This window comes from Fusobacterium sp. DD2 (assembly GCF_018205345.1).
GTDB lineage: Bacteria > Fusobacteriota > Fusobacteriia > Fusobacteriales > Fusobacteriaceae > Fusobacterium_A.
This window is the reverse complement of record NZ_JADRHM010000063.1, coordinates 1-14,061: the sequence shown is the minus strand read 5'-3', so window position 1 is coordinate 14,061 and position 14,061 is coordinate 1. Positions and strand designations below refer to the sequence as shown.

At 31.5% G+C, this 14,061-nt stretch carries 20 protein-coding genes and 1 pseudogene; 7 read left to right on the top strand and 14 right to left on the bottom strand.

Features of this window, described 5'->3' with window-relative positions:
• The first annotated feature begins 221 nt into the window (after nt 1-221).
• Both iadA and IX290_RS09200 read left to right on the top strand, forming a co-directional pair.
• Complete coding sequence (gene iadA / locus IX290_RS09205; RefSeq protein ID WP_211492922.1) at nt 222-1,391, top strand: beta-aspartyl-peptidase; 1,170 nt, start codon at nt 222-224, stop codon at nt 1,389-1,391.
• Nucleotides 1,392-1,417: 26 nt separating this feature from the next.
• Entirely contained in the window at nt 1,418-1,957 is a 540-nt protein-coding gene (locus IX290_RS09200; RefSeq protein WP_211492921.1) for a TIGR00730 family Rossman fold protein, read from the top strand.
• A 190-nt stretch (nt 1,958-2,147) separates the two neighbouring features.
• Here IX290_RS09200 and IX290_RS09195 read toward each other — a convergent pair whose 3' ends face one another.
• Nucleotides 2,148-3,233 (bottom strand): DNA-processing protein DprA, encoded by a 1,086-nt coding sequence (locus tag IX290_RS09195; protein ID WP_211492920.1) that lies wholly within the window; start codon nt 3,231-3,233, stop codon nt 2,148-2,150.
• 363 nt (nt 3,234-3,596) lie between these two features.
• On the opposite strand from IX290_RS09195, the gene IX290_RS09190 reads away from it, so the two are divergent.
• Nucleotides 3,597-4,124: a hypothetical protein gene (locus tag IX290_RS09190; RefSeq protein WP_211492919.1), complete on the top strand. Its 528-nt coding sequence runs from the start codon at nt 3,597-3,599 to the stop codon at nt 4,122-4,124.
• 40 nt (nt 4,125-4,164) lie between these two features.
• Here IX290_RS09190 and IX290_RS09185 read toward each other — a convergent pair whose 3' ends face one another.
• Nucleotides 4,165-4,401, bottom strand: a complete 237-nt coding sequence (locus IX290_RS09185; RefSeq protein WP_211492918.1) for a hypothetical protein — start codon at nt 4,399-4,401, stop codon at nt 4,165-4,167.
• Nucleotides 4,402-4,515: 114 nt separating this feature from the next.
• Entirely contained in the window at nt 4,516-4,854 is a 339-nt protein-coding gene (locus IX290_RS09180) for a hypothetical protein (RefSeq protein WP_211492917.1), read from the bottom strand.
• A gap of 176 nt (nt 4,855-5,030) precedes the next feature.
• Between IX290_RS09180 and IX290_RS09175 the strand changes: the two genes are divergently transcribed.
• Nucleotides 5,031-5,339 carry a hypothetical protein gene (locus IX290_RS09175; RefSeq protein WP_211492916.1) on the top strand — a complete coding sequence of 103 codons (309 nt, stop codon included), beginning with the start codon at nt 5,031-5,033 and terminating at the stop codon, nt 5,337-5,339.
• A gap of 89 nt (nt 5,340-5,428) precedes the next feature.
• A complete protein-coding gene (locus IX290_RS09170) occupies nt 5,429-5,674 on the top strand; it encodes a hypothetical protein (protein WP_211492915.1) in 246 nt (81 codons plus the stop codon).
• A 222-nt stretch (nt 5,675-5,896) separates the two neighbouring features.
• On the opposite strand, the gene IX290_RS09165 is transcribed toward IX290_RS09170, so the two are convergent.
• The 4 genes from IX290_RS09165 to IX290_RS09150 form a co-directional block, all read right to left on the bottom strand.
• Nucleotides 5,897-6,358 (bottom strand): hypothetical protein, encoded by a 462-nt coding sequence (locus IX290_RS09165; RefSeq protein WP_211492914.1) that lies wholly within the window; start codon nt 6,356-6,358, stop codon nt 5,897-5,899.
• Between the two features lie 30 nt (nt 6,359-6,388).
• Complete coding sequence (locus IX290_RS09160) at nt 6,389-7,393, bottom strand: GGGtGRT protein (RefSeq protein WP_211492913.1); 1,005 nt, start codon at nt 7,391-7,393, stop codon at nt 6,389-6,391.
• 13 nt (nt 7,394-7,406) lie between these two features.
• Nucleotides 7,407-8,099, bottom strand: coding sequence for a hypothetical protein (locus tag IX290_RS09155; RefSeq protein ID WP_211492912.1), 693 nt, complete (start codon nt 8,097-8,099; stop codon nt 7,407-7,409).
• A gap of 88 nt (nt 8,100-8,187) precedes the next feature.
• Nucleotides 8,188-8,373, bottom strand: a complete 186-nt coding sequence (locus IX290_RS09150; protein WP_211492911.1) for a hypothetical protein — start codon at nt 8,371-8,373, stop codon at nt 8,188-8,190.
• A 227-nt stretch (nt 8,374-8,600) separates the two neighbouring features.
• Between IX290_RS09150 and IX290_RS09145 the strand changes: the two genes are divergently transcribed.
• Entirely contained in the window at nt 8,601-8,780 is a 180-nt protein-coding gene (locus tag IX290_RS09145; RefSeq protein WP_211492910.1) for a type II toxin-antitoxin system HicA family toxin, read from the top strand.
• A gap of 39 nt (nt 8,781-8,819) precedes the next feature.
• The gene (locus IX290_RS09140; protein ID WP_211492909.1) at nt 8,820-9,224 is read left to right on the top strand and encodes a type II toxin-antitoxin system HicB family antitoxin; all 405 of its coding nucleotides are present in this window, start codon (nt 8,820-8,822) and stop codon (nt 9,222-9,224) included.
• A gap of 232 nt (nt 9,225-9,456) precedes the next feature.
• On the opposite strand, the pseudogene IX290_RS09135 reads toward IX290_RS09140, so the two are convergent.
• The 7 genes and pseudogenes from IX290_RS09135 to IX290_RS09105 all read right to left on the bottom strand — a co-directional run.
• Nucleotides 9,457-9,683, bottom strand: a pseudogene (locus IX290_RS09135) (hypothetical protein); the annotation flags it as partial.
• Nucleotides 9,684-9,690: 7 nt separating this feature from the next.
• Entirely contained in the window at nt 9,691-10,914 is a 1,224-nt protein-coding gene (locus IX290_RS09130) for a GNAT family N-acetyltransferase (RefSeq protein WP_211492907.1), read from the bottom strand.
• A gap of 161 nt (nt 10,915-11,075) precedes the next feature.
• The gene (locus tag IX290_RS09125; protein ID WP_211492906.1) at nt 11,076-11,417 is read right to left on the bottom strand and encodes a hypothetical protein; all 342 of its coding nucleotides are present in this window, start codon (nt 11,415-11,417) and stop codon (nt 11,076-11,078) included.
• A 644-nt stretch (nt 11,418-12,061) separates the two neighbouring features.
• Nucleotides 12,062-12,463, bottom strand: coding sequence for a phage holin family protein (locus tag IX290_RS09120; RefSeq protein ID WP_211492905.1), 402 nt, complete (start codon nt 12,461-12,463; stop codon nt 12,062-12,064).
• A gap of 10 nt (nt 12,464-12,473) precedes the next feature.
• On the bottom strand, nt 12,474-12,995 hold the full coding sequence (locus IX290_RS09115) for a phage holin, LLH family (protein WP_211492904.1): 522 nt from the start codon (nt 12,993-12,995) through the stop codon (nt 12,474-12,476).
• Nucleotide 12,996: 1 nt separating this feature from the next.
• Nucleotides 12,997-13,527 carry an N-acetylmuramoyl-L-alanine amidase gene (locus IX290_RS09110; RefSeq protein WP_211492903.1) on the bottom strand — a complete coding sequence of 177 codons (531 nt, stop codon included), beginning with the start codon at nt 13,525-13,527 and terminating at the stop codon, nt 12,997-12,999.
• A 13-nt stretch (nt 13,528-13,540) separates the two neighbouring features.
• Nucleotides 13,541-14,061, bottom strand: a 521-nt coding sequence (locus tag IX290_RS09105; protein WP_211492902.1) for a hypothetical protein, incomplete at its 5' end; no start/stop codon positions are given.

Genomic DNA, 14,061 nt, shown 5'->3' with positions numbered 1-14,061 from the left:
CCAACTAAAGAGGAGGGGGTCTTCTTGAAGTTTTTAGATAAAATGATTTCAGATCAATACATGCATATACTCTTTCCATGCTGCTTTACTCCTTATATATATTTATTGATATATATATTATAATATACTTATAACAAATTATCAATAGCTAATATTCTACTCTTAACTTATTCTAAATGTGGTATAATTAGGTAAATAGAAAAAGCTAGGGGGAAGATAAAATGTTTACACTTATCAAAAATATTGAGATATATTCACCTGAATACCTTGGAAAAAAGGATATTTTAGTCTGCAACGACAGGATAATAGAGATTGAAGATGAGATCAGTTACAATTTGAAAAATATGAAGATTATAGATGGAAGTGGAAAAATCCTAACTTCTGGAATAATAGACCAGCACATCCATATTACAGGTGGAGGGGGAGAGGGAAGCTTTAAGACAAGAGTTCCTGAAGTAAACCTGAGCACCCTTATAAAGGCAGGAGTTACAACTACAGTGGGACTTTTAGGAACTGATTCAACTACAAGATCTGTTGAAAATCTAGTTGCTAAGACAAAAGCTCTTAAGGAAGAGGGGGTAAATGCCATGTGTCTTACAGGGGCATATTCATATCCAAGTCCAAATATTACTGGAAGCATCAAAAGGGATATCACCTTTATTGATGAGATAATCGGTGTTAAGATTGCATATTCAGATCATCGTTCTTCTGCACTTCAGGTAGAGGAGCTTGCAAGAATAGCAAGTGAAGCAAGACTTGGTGGTATGCTTTCTGGAAAGCCTGGAATTGTTACTATGCATATGGGAAATGGAAACAGCTCTATTAATCCAGTATATGAGATTATTGAAAAATATGATATTCCAATTACACATTTCAGACCTACCCATGTAGGTAGAAAAAAGGAACTATTTTATGACTGCATAGAATTTAATAAAAAGGGTGGATATATTGATATAACTGCTGATGACGAAGGAAATATTGCTCCTGTATCTGAGCTTTTAAGTATTCTTAAAGATAATGATGCCAACCTTTCAAAAGTCACTATGACCTCTGATGGGAATGGAAGCTGGTCATCTTATGACAGTGAAGGGCATCTATTAAAAATCGGTGCATCTCCATGTGATACAGTATTCAGGCAGATTACAAATCTTGTTAAAAAGGGGATATTCACATTGGATGAAGCTCTTAAATTTGGAACTTTAAATGTCGCTAAAGGACTTGGAATAGACAGTGTAAGAGGAAGTATAAAACCTGGATATTTTGCAGATTTTCTTATTATCAACAAAGATTATAATATAGAGTATGTTTTTATAAATGGCGAGATGATGATGGAGAATGGAAAGGTAATCAGAAAGGGAACTTTTGAGGATTTTTCAAATATTACAGGATAACAGATGGATATGAAAGGGGAAATAACATGAATGTAGTAGTTTACTGCGGTGCATCTGGCGGAAAAAATGACAAATATAGGTATGAAACAATATCTCTTGGTAAAATAGTTGCAAAGTATGGTCATACCCTGGTTTATGGTGGTGGAAATACAGGCCTTATGGGGAGTATTGCTGACAGTGTCCTTGAAAACAATGGAAAGGTTATAGGTATCATACCTGAATTTCTTAAAAGACGTGAAGTTGCACATAAAAAAATAACCCAGCTTATTACAGTTGAAACTATGAGTGAGAGAAAAGCTAAAATGATATCTTTAGGAGAGTTTTTTATTGCTCTTCCAGGAGGAATAGGCACTATGGAGGAGATTTCAGAGGTGCTATCCCTATATAGACTTGGAAAAATTGCATATCCCTGTGTGTTTTTTAACATAGATGGTTACTATGATACCCTTAAAAAATTCTATCAGAATATGGTAGATGAGGGATTTTTAAGTGACGAGGATTTCAGTAACATCCACTTTTTTACAACTGTAGATGACTTTGACAGGTTTTTCTCACAAAAATTATAACTGCTAAAACAAAATACCTGGTGTTTCTCTATGGAATATATTAGCAAATTCTATTTACAAAAAGTTTAAAATAAAATACCTGAGGTCTCTCTATCTCATTTCAGGATAAAGATACTCCCAGGTATTTTTATTTAAATATTATTTTTATTTGTTCTGATACTAATTTTTATAGAAAACTGTGCAAAGTATTCTATGCAATCTCCTTTTCAAGTTCCATCTCTTTTTCTAAACGAGTCTCCTCTTCTATATTATCAAGATATCTCTTAAGTTCCTCTTTTTGTGCTACTCCAATTATCTTCTCTTTCTCTTCCATAGAGATGTTTACATTGGTTCTAAGATCCTTTTCTCTATTTAAAAGTTCCACATTTCCCTTTATATCTCTTGAATCTCTTACCTCATCTGCAAATTTTTCTGCATCTACTACGAATATCTTCTTATGCTGATTAAGAGCATATCTCACTGCATACATTGTCCCTGAACCTATTGAACTTTCCACAACAATTATCCCCTTAGTAAGTCCTGATTGAAGTCTGTCCCTTGCTATTACTGCCACTGGATTGATTCTCTTAGTAGGTGGAAGCTCTGACATAATAAACCCACCATTATCCAATATCTCCTGAGCAAGTTCGTTATTTTTAACTGGTAAAATCGTTGTTGCAAGTCCCTGACCTAACACCACGCCTGTTGCTCCAATACTACCCCTATGACCGTATTCAGCACATCCTGGTGCTAAGCACCCAACATTATACCACCCATTGTCCAGTAAAAACTCTCCTATATTGTATGCAAGCTCTGTTCCATAGTTTTTCTCAAGATTTCTTGCTCCAACTATTGCAAGTGATTTTTCAAATGTGCTTTCACTTGGAAGTACTCCTTTATAATAGAGTACAAATGGAGGAACTTCTAAATTCTTTAAGTGCTCTGGATACCCATCTTCCAAATAGGTAACCAAATGGATTTTATGCTCTTTTGCTGTTCTTAATTCACTTTTAGCCTCTCTTATAGCCTTTCTGTAATTAAATGCTGATAAAAATCCTCTCAGCTCCTTTGCACAATTATCAAATTTTTTATCTGGATGTCTCAAACTACATTTTTCAACTGCTATTTCTACCAGTTCTCTTATGTTATTTCTATCAAAAAGTGACAGATTTTCCACTAACGATGCCTTAAATACCTCTGATAAAAGAAGATGATTGAATACTGATACAATATATCCATCTTTTCTTACCTTTGAATACATAAGTGATAAAACTACCATCTCTTCTCTTGTATACATCTATTACCACCCCACCCTATTAATATTTACCTATTATCTATGAAAAAAGTCTTCCTGTTTAAGAAAGACTCATATGAAGTTCTGTATTTATTTTTCTTTGGATAACAATCTATCCAATATATTATACCATATATATCATAAATATACAAATTATTAATTTTATAAATATTTTTTGTTATCTTTTCAATGGAATTCTACTTTTCCATATTTAGTGTACACTATATAACAGATTAACCTATTTATATTTTTAATATTCAACTGAATATTTATACATTCTTTACTTAAGTTTTTTCTAATTTAACTATTGATTTATATTGAATATATGTTAAACTATAGTTAAGGAACTAATTTGGGAGGTATTATATGTATCAAGAAAAAGATATTGAAAAACTTCATCTAGGGTTAAAACAGAATAATGACAGTTCATCAAATAGTGTACACGATATAGTGAACCGTATGCTATTATGCTCATCATCGTTACTATTCAGTCCAGAAGAACTACCTGAAAAATATGGAATTAATATTTGTACATTAAAAAATATGACTAAGAAAAATTCACCTTGTGTTGCAGAAATGGTAAGATTTTTAGAGGCTCTTGGAGTAAGTGTAGAAACTGACAAATCTCCATATATCAATTTTCATCTAAATGCTGAGGACTTAAAAGAGAAAGCTTCTACTAAAAAGAATAAAATCAGAGAACTTATTGTTGAATATACTAATAAAACTGGAAGACCAGTTGAGCATTTTATTGATTACAATGAATTGGATACTCGTCTTGTTCATTCAGTTTTAAAAAGTGAAAACAATCCTAAAGGAGAAGAGTTTAACAACATGCTTGAACTTATGGCATTCTTCAATATTGAATTTACAACAGTTAAACCTTTAGTATAAAATAAAAAGGAGAAAGGGTTAAACCTCTCTCCTTATTTTTTTAATTAAACATTGCTGCAAGTCCAAATAATCCAAGGAATGATAGCACAATAGCTATAAGGAAAATAACTATAATTGCCTTTATATAATTCTTCAGATTTGGATTTGTATTACTTGAAACAAGCCAAACTACCCACATAACTATATTAACTACTGGTATTACTGAAATAATACTCACAACAAGCCAATCTGTCACCTTCATTACTGGTGCCATATTGGTATTTCTTTCCTCTTCCATTTAATCTCCCCCTTGACACTTAACAGTCGATAAAAAATCATATCTCATTGCAAGCAAACTCTTTGTACTAAAATTATACTATATTTATCTTGTTTTTTCAAATACTTTCTCAATTTATCTAAATGGTCCAAAATAATTGCAATGGAAATTTGGTGATACTCTGGTACCATTTCTATTACAATTTCTTCCAGTATAAAAAGCACAATCCTTACACTTATCTGTTAAACTTCTGGTATAATTTCCAAAATAGTTGCAACGAAAGTTAGGTGATACCCTTGATCCTGTTACTCCACAGTTTCTTCCATCATAAAATCTGCAATCTTTGCATCTGTCACTTTGACCGTTAACTCTGCTGCCAAAATATGCACATGTAAAGTTTGGTGATACTGTAGAACCAGTTACCCCACAATTTCTTCCATTGTAAAATCTGCATTCCCCACATCTTCCTGCCAAAATAACCACTTCCTCTAAACATTTTATATTTTTAACTTCTTATCCTCATTCTAACACTATCAAATTCAATTTTCAAACTTATTTAGTACTTTTTTTGCTAAATATAAGACAATTCATATAAAAAATGTGGTAATATAATAATAGAACATATTATCTTTGGGAAAGAAGGTGTTAATATGAATTTTTATGTATTTACTGGGATACTGCTTACTATAACTGCTATTTTCTATATCACTTTCTATATTAAAATCTTAAAGGGATATAGGGATTTAAAGATTCTTTTTGGCTTAAATAAGCTATACGACATTATTTTTTTAGGTATAACTCTTCTAAAGGGGTATAATCATCAGCTGGGAATACTTCTTGTAATTATCAATTTTCTATCTATTGCTATTGTGACAATTAAGGTTATTATTAGAAGAGAGCCTAAAATCAAAATTCTTTTAGCTATACTAAGTCATTCAGAATGGCTCTTTATACTGTAAAATAAATATTTTCTCATATTGAATTTCTTATAATGTAGGGTTATAATCGTATTGTTAGAAGCTATATAATTCTAAAGGGGTGATTTTTAATGGCAACAAGAGTTTATGCATGTTTGCTTGGAGAATGGGTGGATATTACTGATACTGAATCTCACATTGGTACTTTACCAGTTAAAGAGTGGTTAGAGAAAGGGACTCCTCTTGATGTAGAGGGACCTGACAAAAAAGAGCTTTTTGACTATCAGGAAAGGATACTTAAATCTCCATTTGTAGATGTTTTTTATAAAGGGAAAATCTATTCTATAAGCCCAATATTTTTACAGATAGTTCGTTAAAATTAAAAAGGCTGTTGCATTTGTTAAGTCATAAAAATAAAATTCTCGGGCATTAGAAATTGTTTCGTAATTTATGAAGCGAAACAGAATACTGAAAATTTGACTGTCTGAACGAAGTGAGCTTCAAATTTTCTTTCTGTAAGCAAGATAAATAGAAAGAATTGATAGCTAAGAGAATTATATTTTTAAATATTTGCAACAGTCTCTTTTTATTTTACTTTCTTATTTTGCAACATTTGAATAGATAATTCTTTTGATTCTTTCATACTCTCCATGTTTAACAAAGAAAAGTATTGTATATACAGTTCCAGCAGTAACTTCACAACTTTGATATCTTTGAGTTTGAACAATTGTTGGAATAGTTTTTTCTAACTTTATATATGGCAAATCATCTTCAAAAAATATCTCTTCTCCATTTAGATTTTCAAATGATATCCTCTCATTTATTGTCCCCATTGTTACTGAAGAGTAATCATCTAAGTTAATTAACATACTGTCATTTACATACTCTCTACCTGCATCTATTCTTTCTATATTATATTTGTAATCGTCTCTTTCGATTTTTCTATCCTCTAAAAACTTAATCATTTTACCATTGTTGCTGTAATCAAAATGTGTAACATTTTTATTAATAAGAGTAGCATATTCTCCAGCAATTTTCTGTTTTACTTCAACTAATTTCATATTATCATCCCTCCTAAGTTGTAATCTATTTTATTTATTTTTCATAGCCTCTTCTATTGCAACAGCTACTGCAACTGTCATTCCAACCATAGGGTTATTTCCTGCTCCAATAATTCCCATCATCTCAACATGGGCAGGTACTGAAGAAGATCCTGCAAACTGAGCATCTGAGTGCATACGACCAAGAGTATCAGTCATACCATAAGAAGCTGGTCCTGCAGCCATATTATCTGGGTGAAGTGTTCTTCCTGTTCCTCCACCTGAAGCCACTGAAAAGTATTTTTTACCCTGTTCAATACGTTCCTTCTTATAAGTTCCTGCTACTGGGTGCTGAAATCTTGTAGGGTTAGTTGAGTTACCTGTAATTGATACATCAACATTTTCCCTGTGCATTATTGCAACTCCCTCTCTAACATCATTGGCACCATAGCAGTTTACCTTAGATCTCAATCCTTTAGAGTATGATTTTCTGAATACCTCTTTAAGCTCTCCTGTAGAATAGTCATACTGAGTTTCCACATATGTAAATCCATTTATTCTTGAAATAATCTGTGCTGCATCTTTTCCAAGACCATTTAAGATTACTCTAAGTGGTTTTTTTCTAACTTTATTAGCCTTTTCAGCTATTCCTATTGCCCCTTCTGCTGCTGCAAATGATTCATGCCCAGCTAGGAAACAGAAACACTCAGTATCCTCTTCAAGTAACATCTTAGCAAGGTTACCATGTCCCAATCCAACCTTTCTAATATCTGCAACTGAACCAGGAATACAGAAAGATTGCAGCCCCTCTCCTATTGCCGCAGCTGCTTCTGATGCCTTTTTACATCCTTTTTTAATAGCAATTGCAGCTCCAGCTATATACGCCCAGCATGCATTTTCAAAGCATATTGGCTGAATTGATTTAATCTGATTATATACGTCAAGCCCGGCATTTTTAGTGATTTCCTGAGCTTCCTCTAATGATTTTATTCCGTAACTATTAAGTACAGAATTAATCTTATCTATTCTTCTTTCATATGATTCAAATAAAGCCATTTTCGTACCTCCATTATTCCTTTCTTGGATCAATTATCTTAACAGCATCTGCCACTCTTCCATATTGTCCTCTTGCCTTTTCAAGTGCTGTATTAGCGTCATCTCCTGCTTTGATAAAGTCCATCATCTTTCCAAAGTTTACGAACTGGTACCCTATTATTTCATCATTTTCATCAAGTGCTATACCTGTTACATACCCTTCAGTCATTTCAAGATAACGAGGTCCTTTTTTCAATGTTCCATACATTGTTCCTATCTGTGATCTCAATCCTTTTCCAAGATCTTCCATTCCTGCCCCAATTGGAAGTCCTCCTTCAGAAAATGCAGATTGTGATCTACCATATGCTATCTGTAAAAATAGTTCTCTCATAGCTGTATTTATTGCATCACATACAAGGTCTGTATTCAATGCCTCTAGTAAAGTAAGTCCTGGGAGTATTTCTGATGCCATGGCAGCTGAGTGAGTCATCCCTGAGCATCCTATTGTCTCTACCAATGCTTCCTGGATAATACCATCCTTAACATTTAATGTAAGCTTACAGGCACCCTGTTGTGGTGCACACCAACCTACTCCGTGTGTCAGACCTGATATATCAGTAATCTCTTTTGCTTTTACCCATTTTCCCTCTTCAGGAATAGGTGCTGCTCCGTGTCTTACACCCTGAGCTACTGGACACATAATTTCAACTTCATGTGAATAAATCATTTGAATCTCCTTTCCTTCCTCACGATATTTATAAATGTAATTTAAACAAGTATACCTATATATATTCTATCCCATTATACTAACTTAATCAACTATCTACATCTGAATTCTCATATATATTATTTGGGATATATGGTTTGTTATTTTTTATACACTCTTCCAATATTTGTATCTGCTCATTTATAGAGTAATTTTTTAAAAGCATATTGGGAAAATTCTCATGAAACATCAAATTGTATATCTCTATAAGCTCAAAATATATTCTATCTTCCATAATACTACCTCCACTTGAATATCTGATATCATTGACTTTATTCTATCTTTATTTTATGTTTTAAGCAAGAGAAGAGGGATGTAATTGCCACTAATTATAATATCTCTTTTTCTTCTATTTTTCTTTAGTCCAAGACATTACCAGGATTAACTGAATTTTTCTTATTTATTTTTTATTTTTCTTTACTACGTGTTTAATACGTGTTATAATAATTATGAGGTGGTCGAATGAGCTCAAAAGACCTTATGAAACTACTCAAAAAAGATGGTTGGTATCTTGATAGAGTGAAAGGGAGTCACTATCAGTTTAAACACCCTTACAAACAGGGTATAGTGACATTACCACATCCTAGAAAAGATTTACCTAAGAAAACCCTTGAGAGTATTTTCAAACAAGCAAGGTTGTAATACCTTGCTTGACCTCAGTTCAAAAAGGAGTGTGATAATATGAACTTAACATATCCAGCAATTATAACCCACGAGGATAATGTTTATTACATTGGTTTTCCTGATTTTGAAAAAGATTTTTATAACACTTATGGTGACACATTTGAAGAAGCTATTGAGATGGGAAAAGAGTATTTAGTTTTAAATTTAGAAGAGTTAGAAAATGAAAAAAAAGATTTTCCTATTTCTAGTTCAATTGCAACATTAAAGAAATTACTAAAACCTAATCAGGAGTTAGTATATATAAATTTAAACTATGAATATGAAAAATCTTTAATAAAGATTGCTTATGTTAAAAAGACATTGACAATCCCTAGTTATTTAGATATTCTGGCAAAAAATAAAAACATTAACTTTTCACAAGTATTACAGGAAGCTTTAAAGAAAAAACTATTAAATAAATAATAATAAAAAGCTGTTGCATTGCTGAACTTAAAAAATAAAATTCTCGGCATTAGAAATTGTTTCATAATTTATGCAGCGAAACAGAATACTGAAAATTTGACTGTCTGAACGAAGTGAGTTTCAAATTTTCTTTCTGTGAGCAATATAAATAGAAAGAATTTATAGCTTAGAGAATTATATTTTTAAGAATTTGCAACAGCTACTGCAACTGCCATTCCAACCATGAAGTTTTTCCTGCTCCAATTGGAAGTCCTCCTTCAGAAAATGAAAATTTTAATCTACTATATGCTATCTGTAAAAAAATCTCTCTAATGGTTGTATTCATTACATCACACACAAGGCCTATATTCAATGCCTCTAGTAAAGTAAGTCCCGGAATTCTGATGCCATAGCAACTGAATGGGTTAGACCTGAGCATCCTATCGTTTCTGCCAATGCTTCCTGGATTATACCATCCTTTTTAAAACTAACCTTTAGTATTGTATTTTTCGTATTCACTCTTTAAAATATCATTAGAAATTTCAGAAAGTAACTCTTCAAATGTTACCCAATTTAAAATTAACTTATTTAAATTCTTTTCAACTCTCTCTATAAATTTGCTCTTTTTCTCTTCTCCTTTTTCATCATTAAAAGGTATTACCCCTAATTTTTTAATTAAATCAAGCTCTCTTAAAAATGTTCCTCTTATATTTTCCTTATATTCAAAATATTTACAAGAATAAAATCTTGTATTAAGTCCTAATTCATAGTGTTTCTTATATAATTCTGGTGTTATTAAAGTAACAAATATATTTCCTTTAAAAGTTTCCCCAGCAAAAATTAAGGCATTTTCTATTACTCTTTGAAGTTGATTTCTGATAGAACATTTACTTACTCCAACAGATAAATCACTTTTCCATTTAGCCTCACAAAATACAAAATCTTGTTCCTTATTATCAGTATCTAATTCTATCCCTGATTCTGTATTTCCTCTTTTCTTTATGCTTCCCATAGCTAAGTCAAGATAAGTATTTCCTTCCTTTTTTCTATGGGTTAATGGCTGTGCTTCTATTCCTATCTTAATAATATCTTTTGGATCAGTTTCTTTTCTAGTCAATATTTGATACAGGGTATTTAACTTACTTTCTTTAATATATTGCTCCACTATTTTTAATACTAATAATTGCTCATCTGCTCCCTTTAAATCTTTACTTGCTCTATCCAAAAGTCTTCTATTTCCTAATACTTCTATATCACAATACAATTTTTCAAACTTTATTTTATAGTTATCATAATCATTAAGAGGGACTACTCCTGATTTTGTATATAGGTCTCTTGCTTTATAATTTCCACTCATTATAGATACATTTACACCTTTATATCCTTTTCTCCTGGCATGCTCTTTTAGATGATTTATAATCTTGTTTTCTATTCCTTTTCCTTTATACTCATCTTTTACATGTAAAGATTCTAAGCACAAAGTATTTCCTATCTCCTCATCTGGAGTAAAAGCTCCAAATCCTAAGAATACATCATTTTCAAATGCCCCAAATATACCACTATTCTCTTTAGTTATGTAATCTTTCCATGTCTGACTAAATCTCTCTAATATCTTATCTGGTATAATTGCTTTATATGTTGTTCCCCAACTTTTAATATAAAGTTCTGCCACCTTACCTATCTCTTTTTCTACTAATAATCTTATCTCCATTATATCCCTTCTCTATTCACTTATACTTAGTAAAATAGTGAAAATTTTACTTTCCACTATCATCTTTTATAATATTTTTTATTTTTCCTTGTTACAACTTCTGGAATGGTTAATCCAAGTTTTCCAAAATCAACCTGTGCTTCTTCTTTAGAGTATGACAATTACAAAAACTCTTCTTTTCCAATATTAAGTTCAAGTTTAACATTAGCCATGATTTTAGTAAGATTTCTGTAGCTTGCATTATATGTATGTGGGTATTTTTTGCATAATTTCATGTAAATTCTTTTTGCAGTATGTCTTTGTTTATGAGATCTCCCTTTATCCTTCATCAACCATTTTTTGACAATATCTTTAAACGGGGCAAGCTTTGTAGGCTTCTTGGGAGTATTAAATTTAGGGGTCATATTTTCCATTTCTTCATATTTTTTTATGGTATTGTATGAACATCCAGTAATTTTTTTAACTGAAGTACACCTTAACCCTTGAACTCTTTTATTATACATCAAACACTAACAAATAACAAAAAAAACACCAGCTTGGGTGGCTAAAATAAACGTTGTATAATAAACAGTATTGATAGATTTACCTTATTGGTATTTCCTGATACACTATTTTTTAATTTTTATTTTGTTTTAGTTATCAATACTGTTGACAAAGAACCTTTATTTTTGAGTACATTTTAAGTACGAAAAAAAACCACCTAAAGGTACTACCCTCAGGTGGTTCAATATCTCTATTAATTTTTAGGAATATTTCAAGAAAATAGAATAATCTATTCTCTAAAAGCATCAATTATAGATATTTTGAAATTCTACTCCCATTCTACAAATGCAAATTTTCTTTTTAATCTACTTTATTTATATCCTTTGATTTCTTGTGTTTTTATTTTTATTATACACATCTTTTTATATAGTTTTTGAATTTTTAAGTGCATTTTAAGTGCAATATTTTTCTTCCTTTTTTTACTCTTAAATATTGATATTTCTCTATATATATTATAGCATAATTCCGTATAAAAAAAAGAGCCTGAGCTCCTTTCTTTTCAAACTTGATTAGACTGTTTACATCATCTGGGGAAAGACTTTTTTTCTAATCAATAAGTTATATTATCACTTTATTTTTATCTTATCAATGCTAAATAGGAATATTACTTTTTTTTACACTGCTCTAATGCATCTCTTAGTTTACTTGGTATTGGCACGCCAAGTTTCCCAGCATTCTCTATTATGCTGAGAATTTCAATGGAGCAATAAAACATAGCTACAATATTTCTTATTGAAGGTTCATTAAAAAGCATGGAAACAAGATTTCCAACCGCTATGATCAACCAAATCATAACTTTTTTTCTTATGCCCATATATGCCTTTTTACTGTTTAATTTCTTCCCTTTGTATCCTGCTAGCAATCCACTTATATAATCTATTACCATTAGTATTAAAAGAGCCGTTATAAGCAAATCAAAACCCCCGATAAGCCAAGCAAGGAATGCAATCCAGCTAGTCCAACATACAGCAACTAACCCTTTTCCGTTGATGCAAAAAAACTCCATAGTATCACCTCTATAATTTCATTCCAGCTTTAACTCCTACAACGCCCTCAGTCTTTCCATGGAAGTCTGTGCGCCCTTCAGCGTATCCTTCAACATATCCTTTTGAGTCTCTTAAGTTTTTAGCAACTTCAAGTGCTGCTTTTGCATCACCTGAACTTACTCCGGCATCAATGATTTTATTCAACATGCTTATTTCATCCGCCTTTTTACCTTTAAATACCACCTGTAAATCAGCTAAGGCTTTTTCAATACATTCATGTAGCATTTCATCAGGTACAAGGTCAGATACTCCTCCTGGAAGTTTACCTCTTACAATCTTAGTAGCTTCATCCAATTTCTTTTTTCCATTTCCATCTTTGTAAATAGCTTCAACTACTGCAACTGCATAATATCCTATTCTCATCAAAACACCTTTTATTCTCTCCTCTTTAGCTATTTTCCCCTGTCTTCTATATACATACATCAATACAATTAATGCCACTACAGCCACAATACATGCAATTATAACGCCATAAAATACTTTCCCAGTCATGCTAATCTACCTCCCTAATAAAATCAACTATAAATTTTGCAAACCTTTCCTTATTCTTGAATTTTTCCGCTTCCTGATTATTACCGAAAAACGGTTCAATTAAAACATAAGGGCAGCAGGTCTTACATATTCCAAAGCCTCCTCTGTCGGAACTACTTTTTACCTTGATAATACCTCTGTTTTTTAAATTATAAGATTCGCATAATTTTTCTAAGAACTCTTCTGCAATTTTTAAACCTTTAACACTCTTATAATGTGCAAGGCATAAAGCTCCATTCACCCTCTTGTCTGAAACATTATTAAAATGCAGTTCTAAAACAAAATCATAATTATTTAGATTGATAGAATCTATTACAGGTCTCATTTCCTTACTATATCCAGTGCTAGGTTTTCTTAGGTATACATCTATAGACTCATCTAACTCATTTATAATATTTGCTACGTCTACATAATAATCATACTCATACTGACTCAACATATGAGAATATGCTCCTTTACTCCGTTGATTGTGTCCAATAACTAATGCTTTCATATTATTCCCCTCCTTACTTAATTTTTTTTATCTTAACCAATAATGAATTTATTTCATCTTTTAAGACCTTCATCTTACTTTCTAATAATTCTATTGTCTCATCGCTTTCAAATTCGTCTGAGAACTCTTTCAGCTCCTCGATTTCTTTCTTATATTGTGCATATTCAAGTATTTTGTTTTTTCTTTCTAGCATCAGGCTCTCTTTGTTGGCTCCTTCTTCCCAAATATTAAGTTCTTTATTCCATTTAGCTTGTACGAAGTCGTCAGGGCAATCAATTTTTTTTATTATTCCGTCAGCAACTATTTCTCCATCAGCAAGAAGATCTATCTGATTTAATGTAAGTATTTTCTCTTCTCTAGTCATGTCCCTTATTTCTCCATTTTTCACAACCGGATAATCAAATTTTGTTTCTGATATAAAATCTCTAGGTTGATAATTATCATACCAAGAAGATTCGAATTCAGTTATTGTATAGTTTAATGAGTCTTTAAATTTTCCTTCTTTACTATATATATGTATCATTTTTTCCCTCC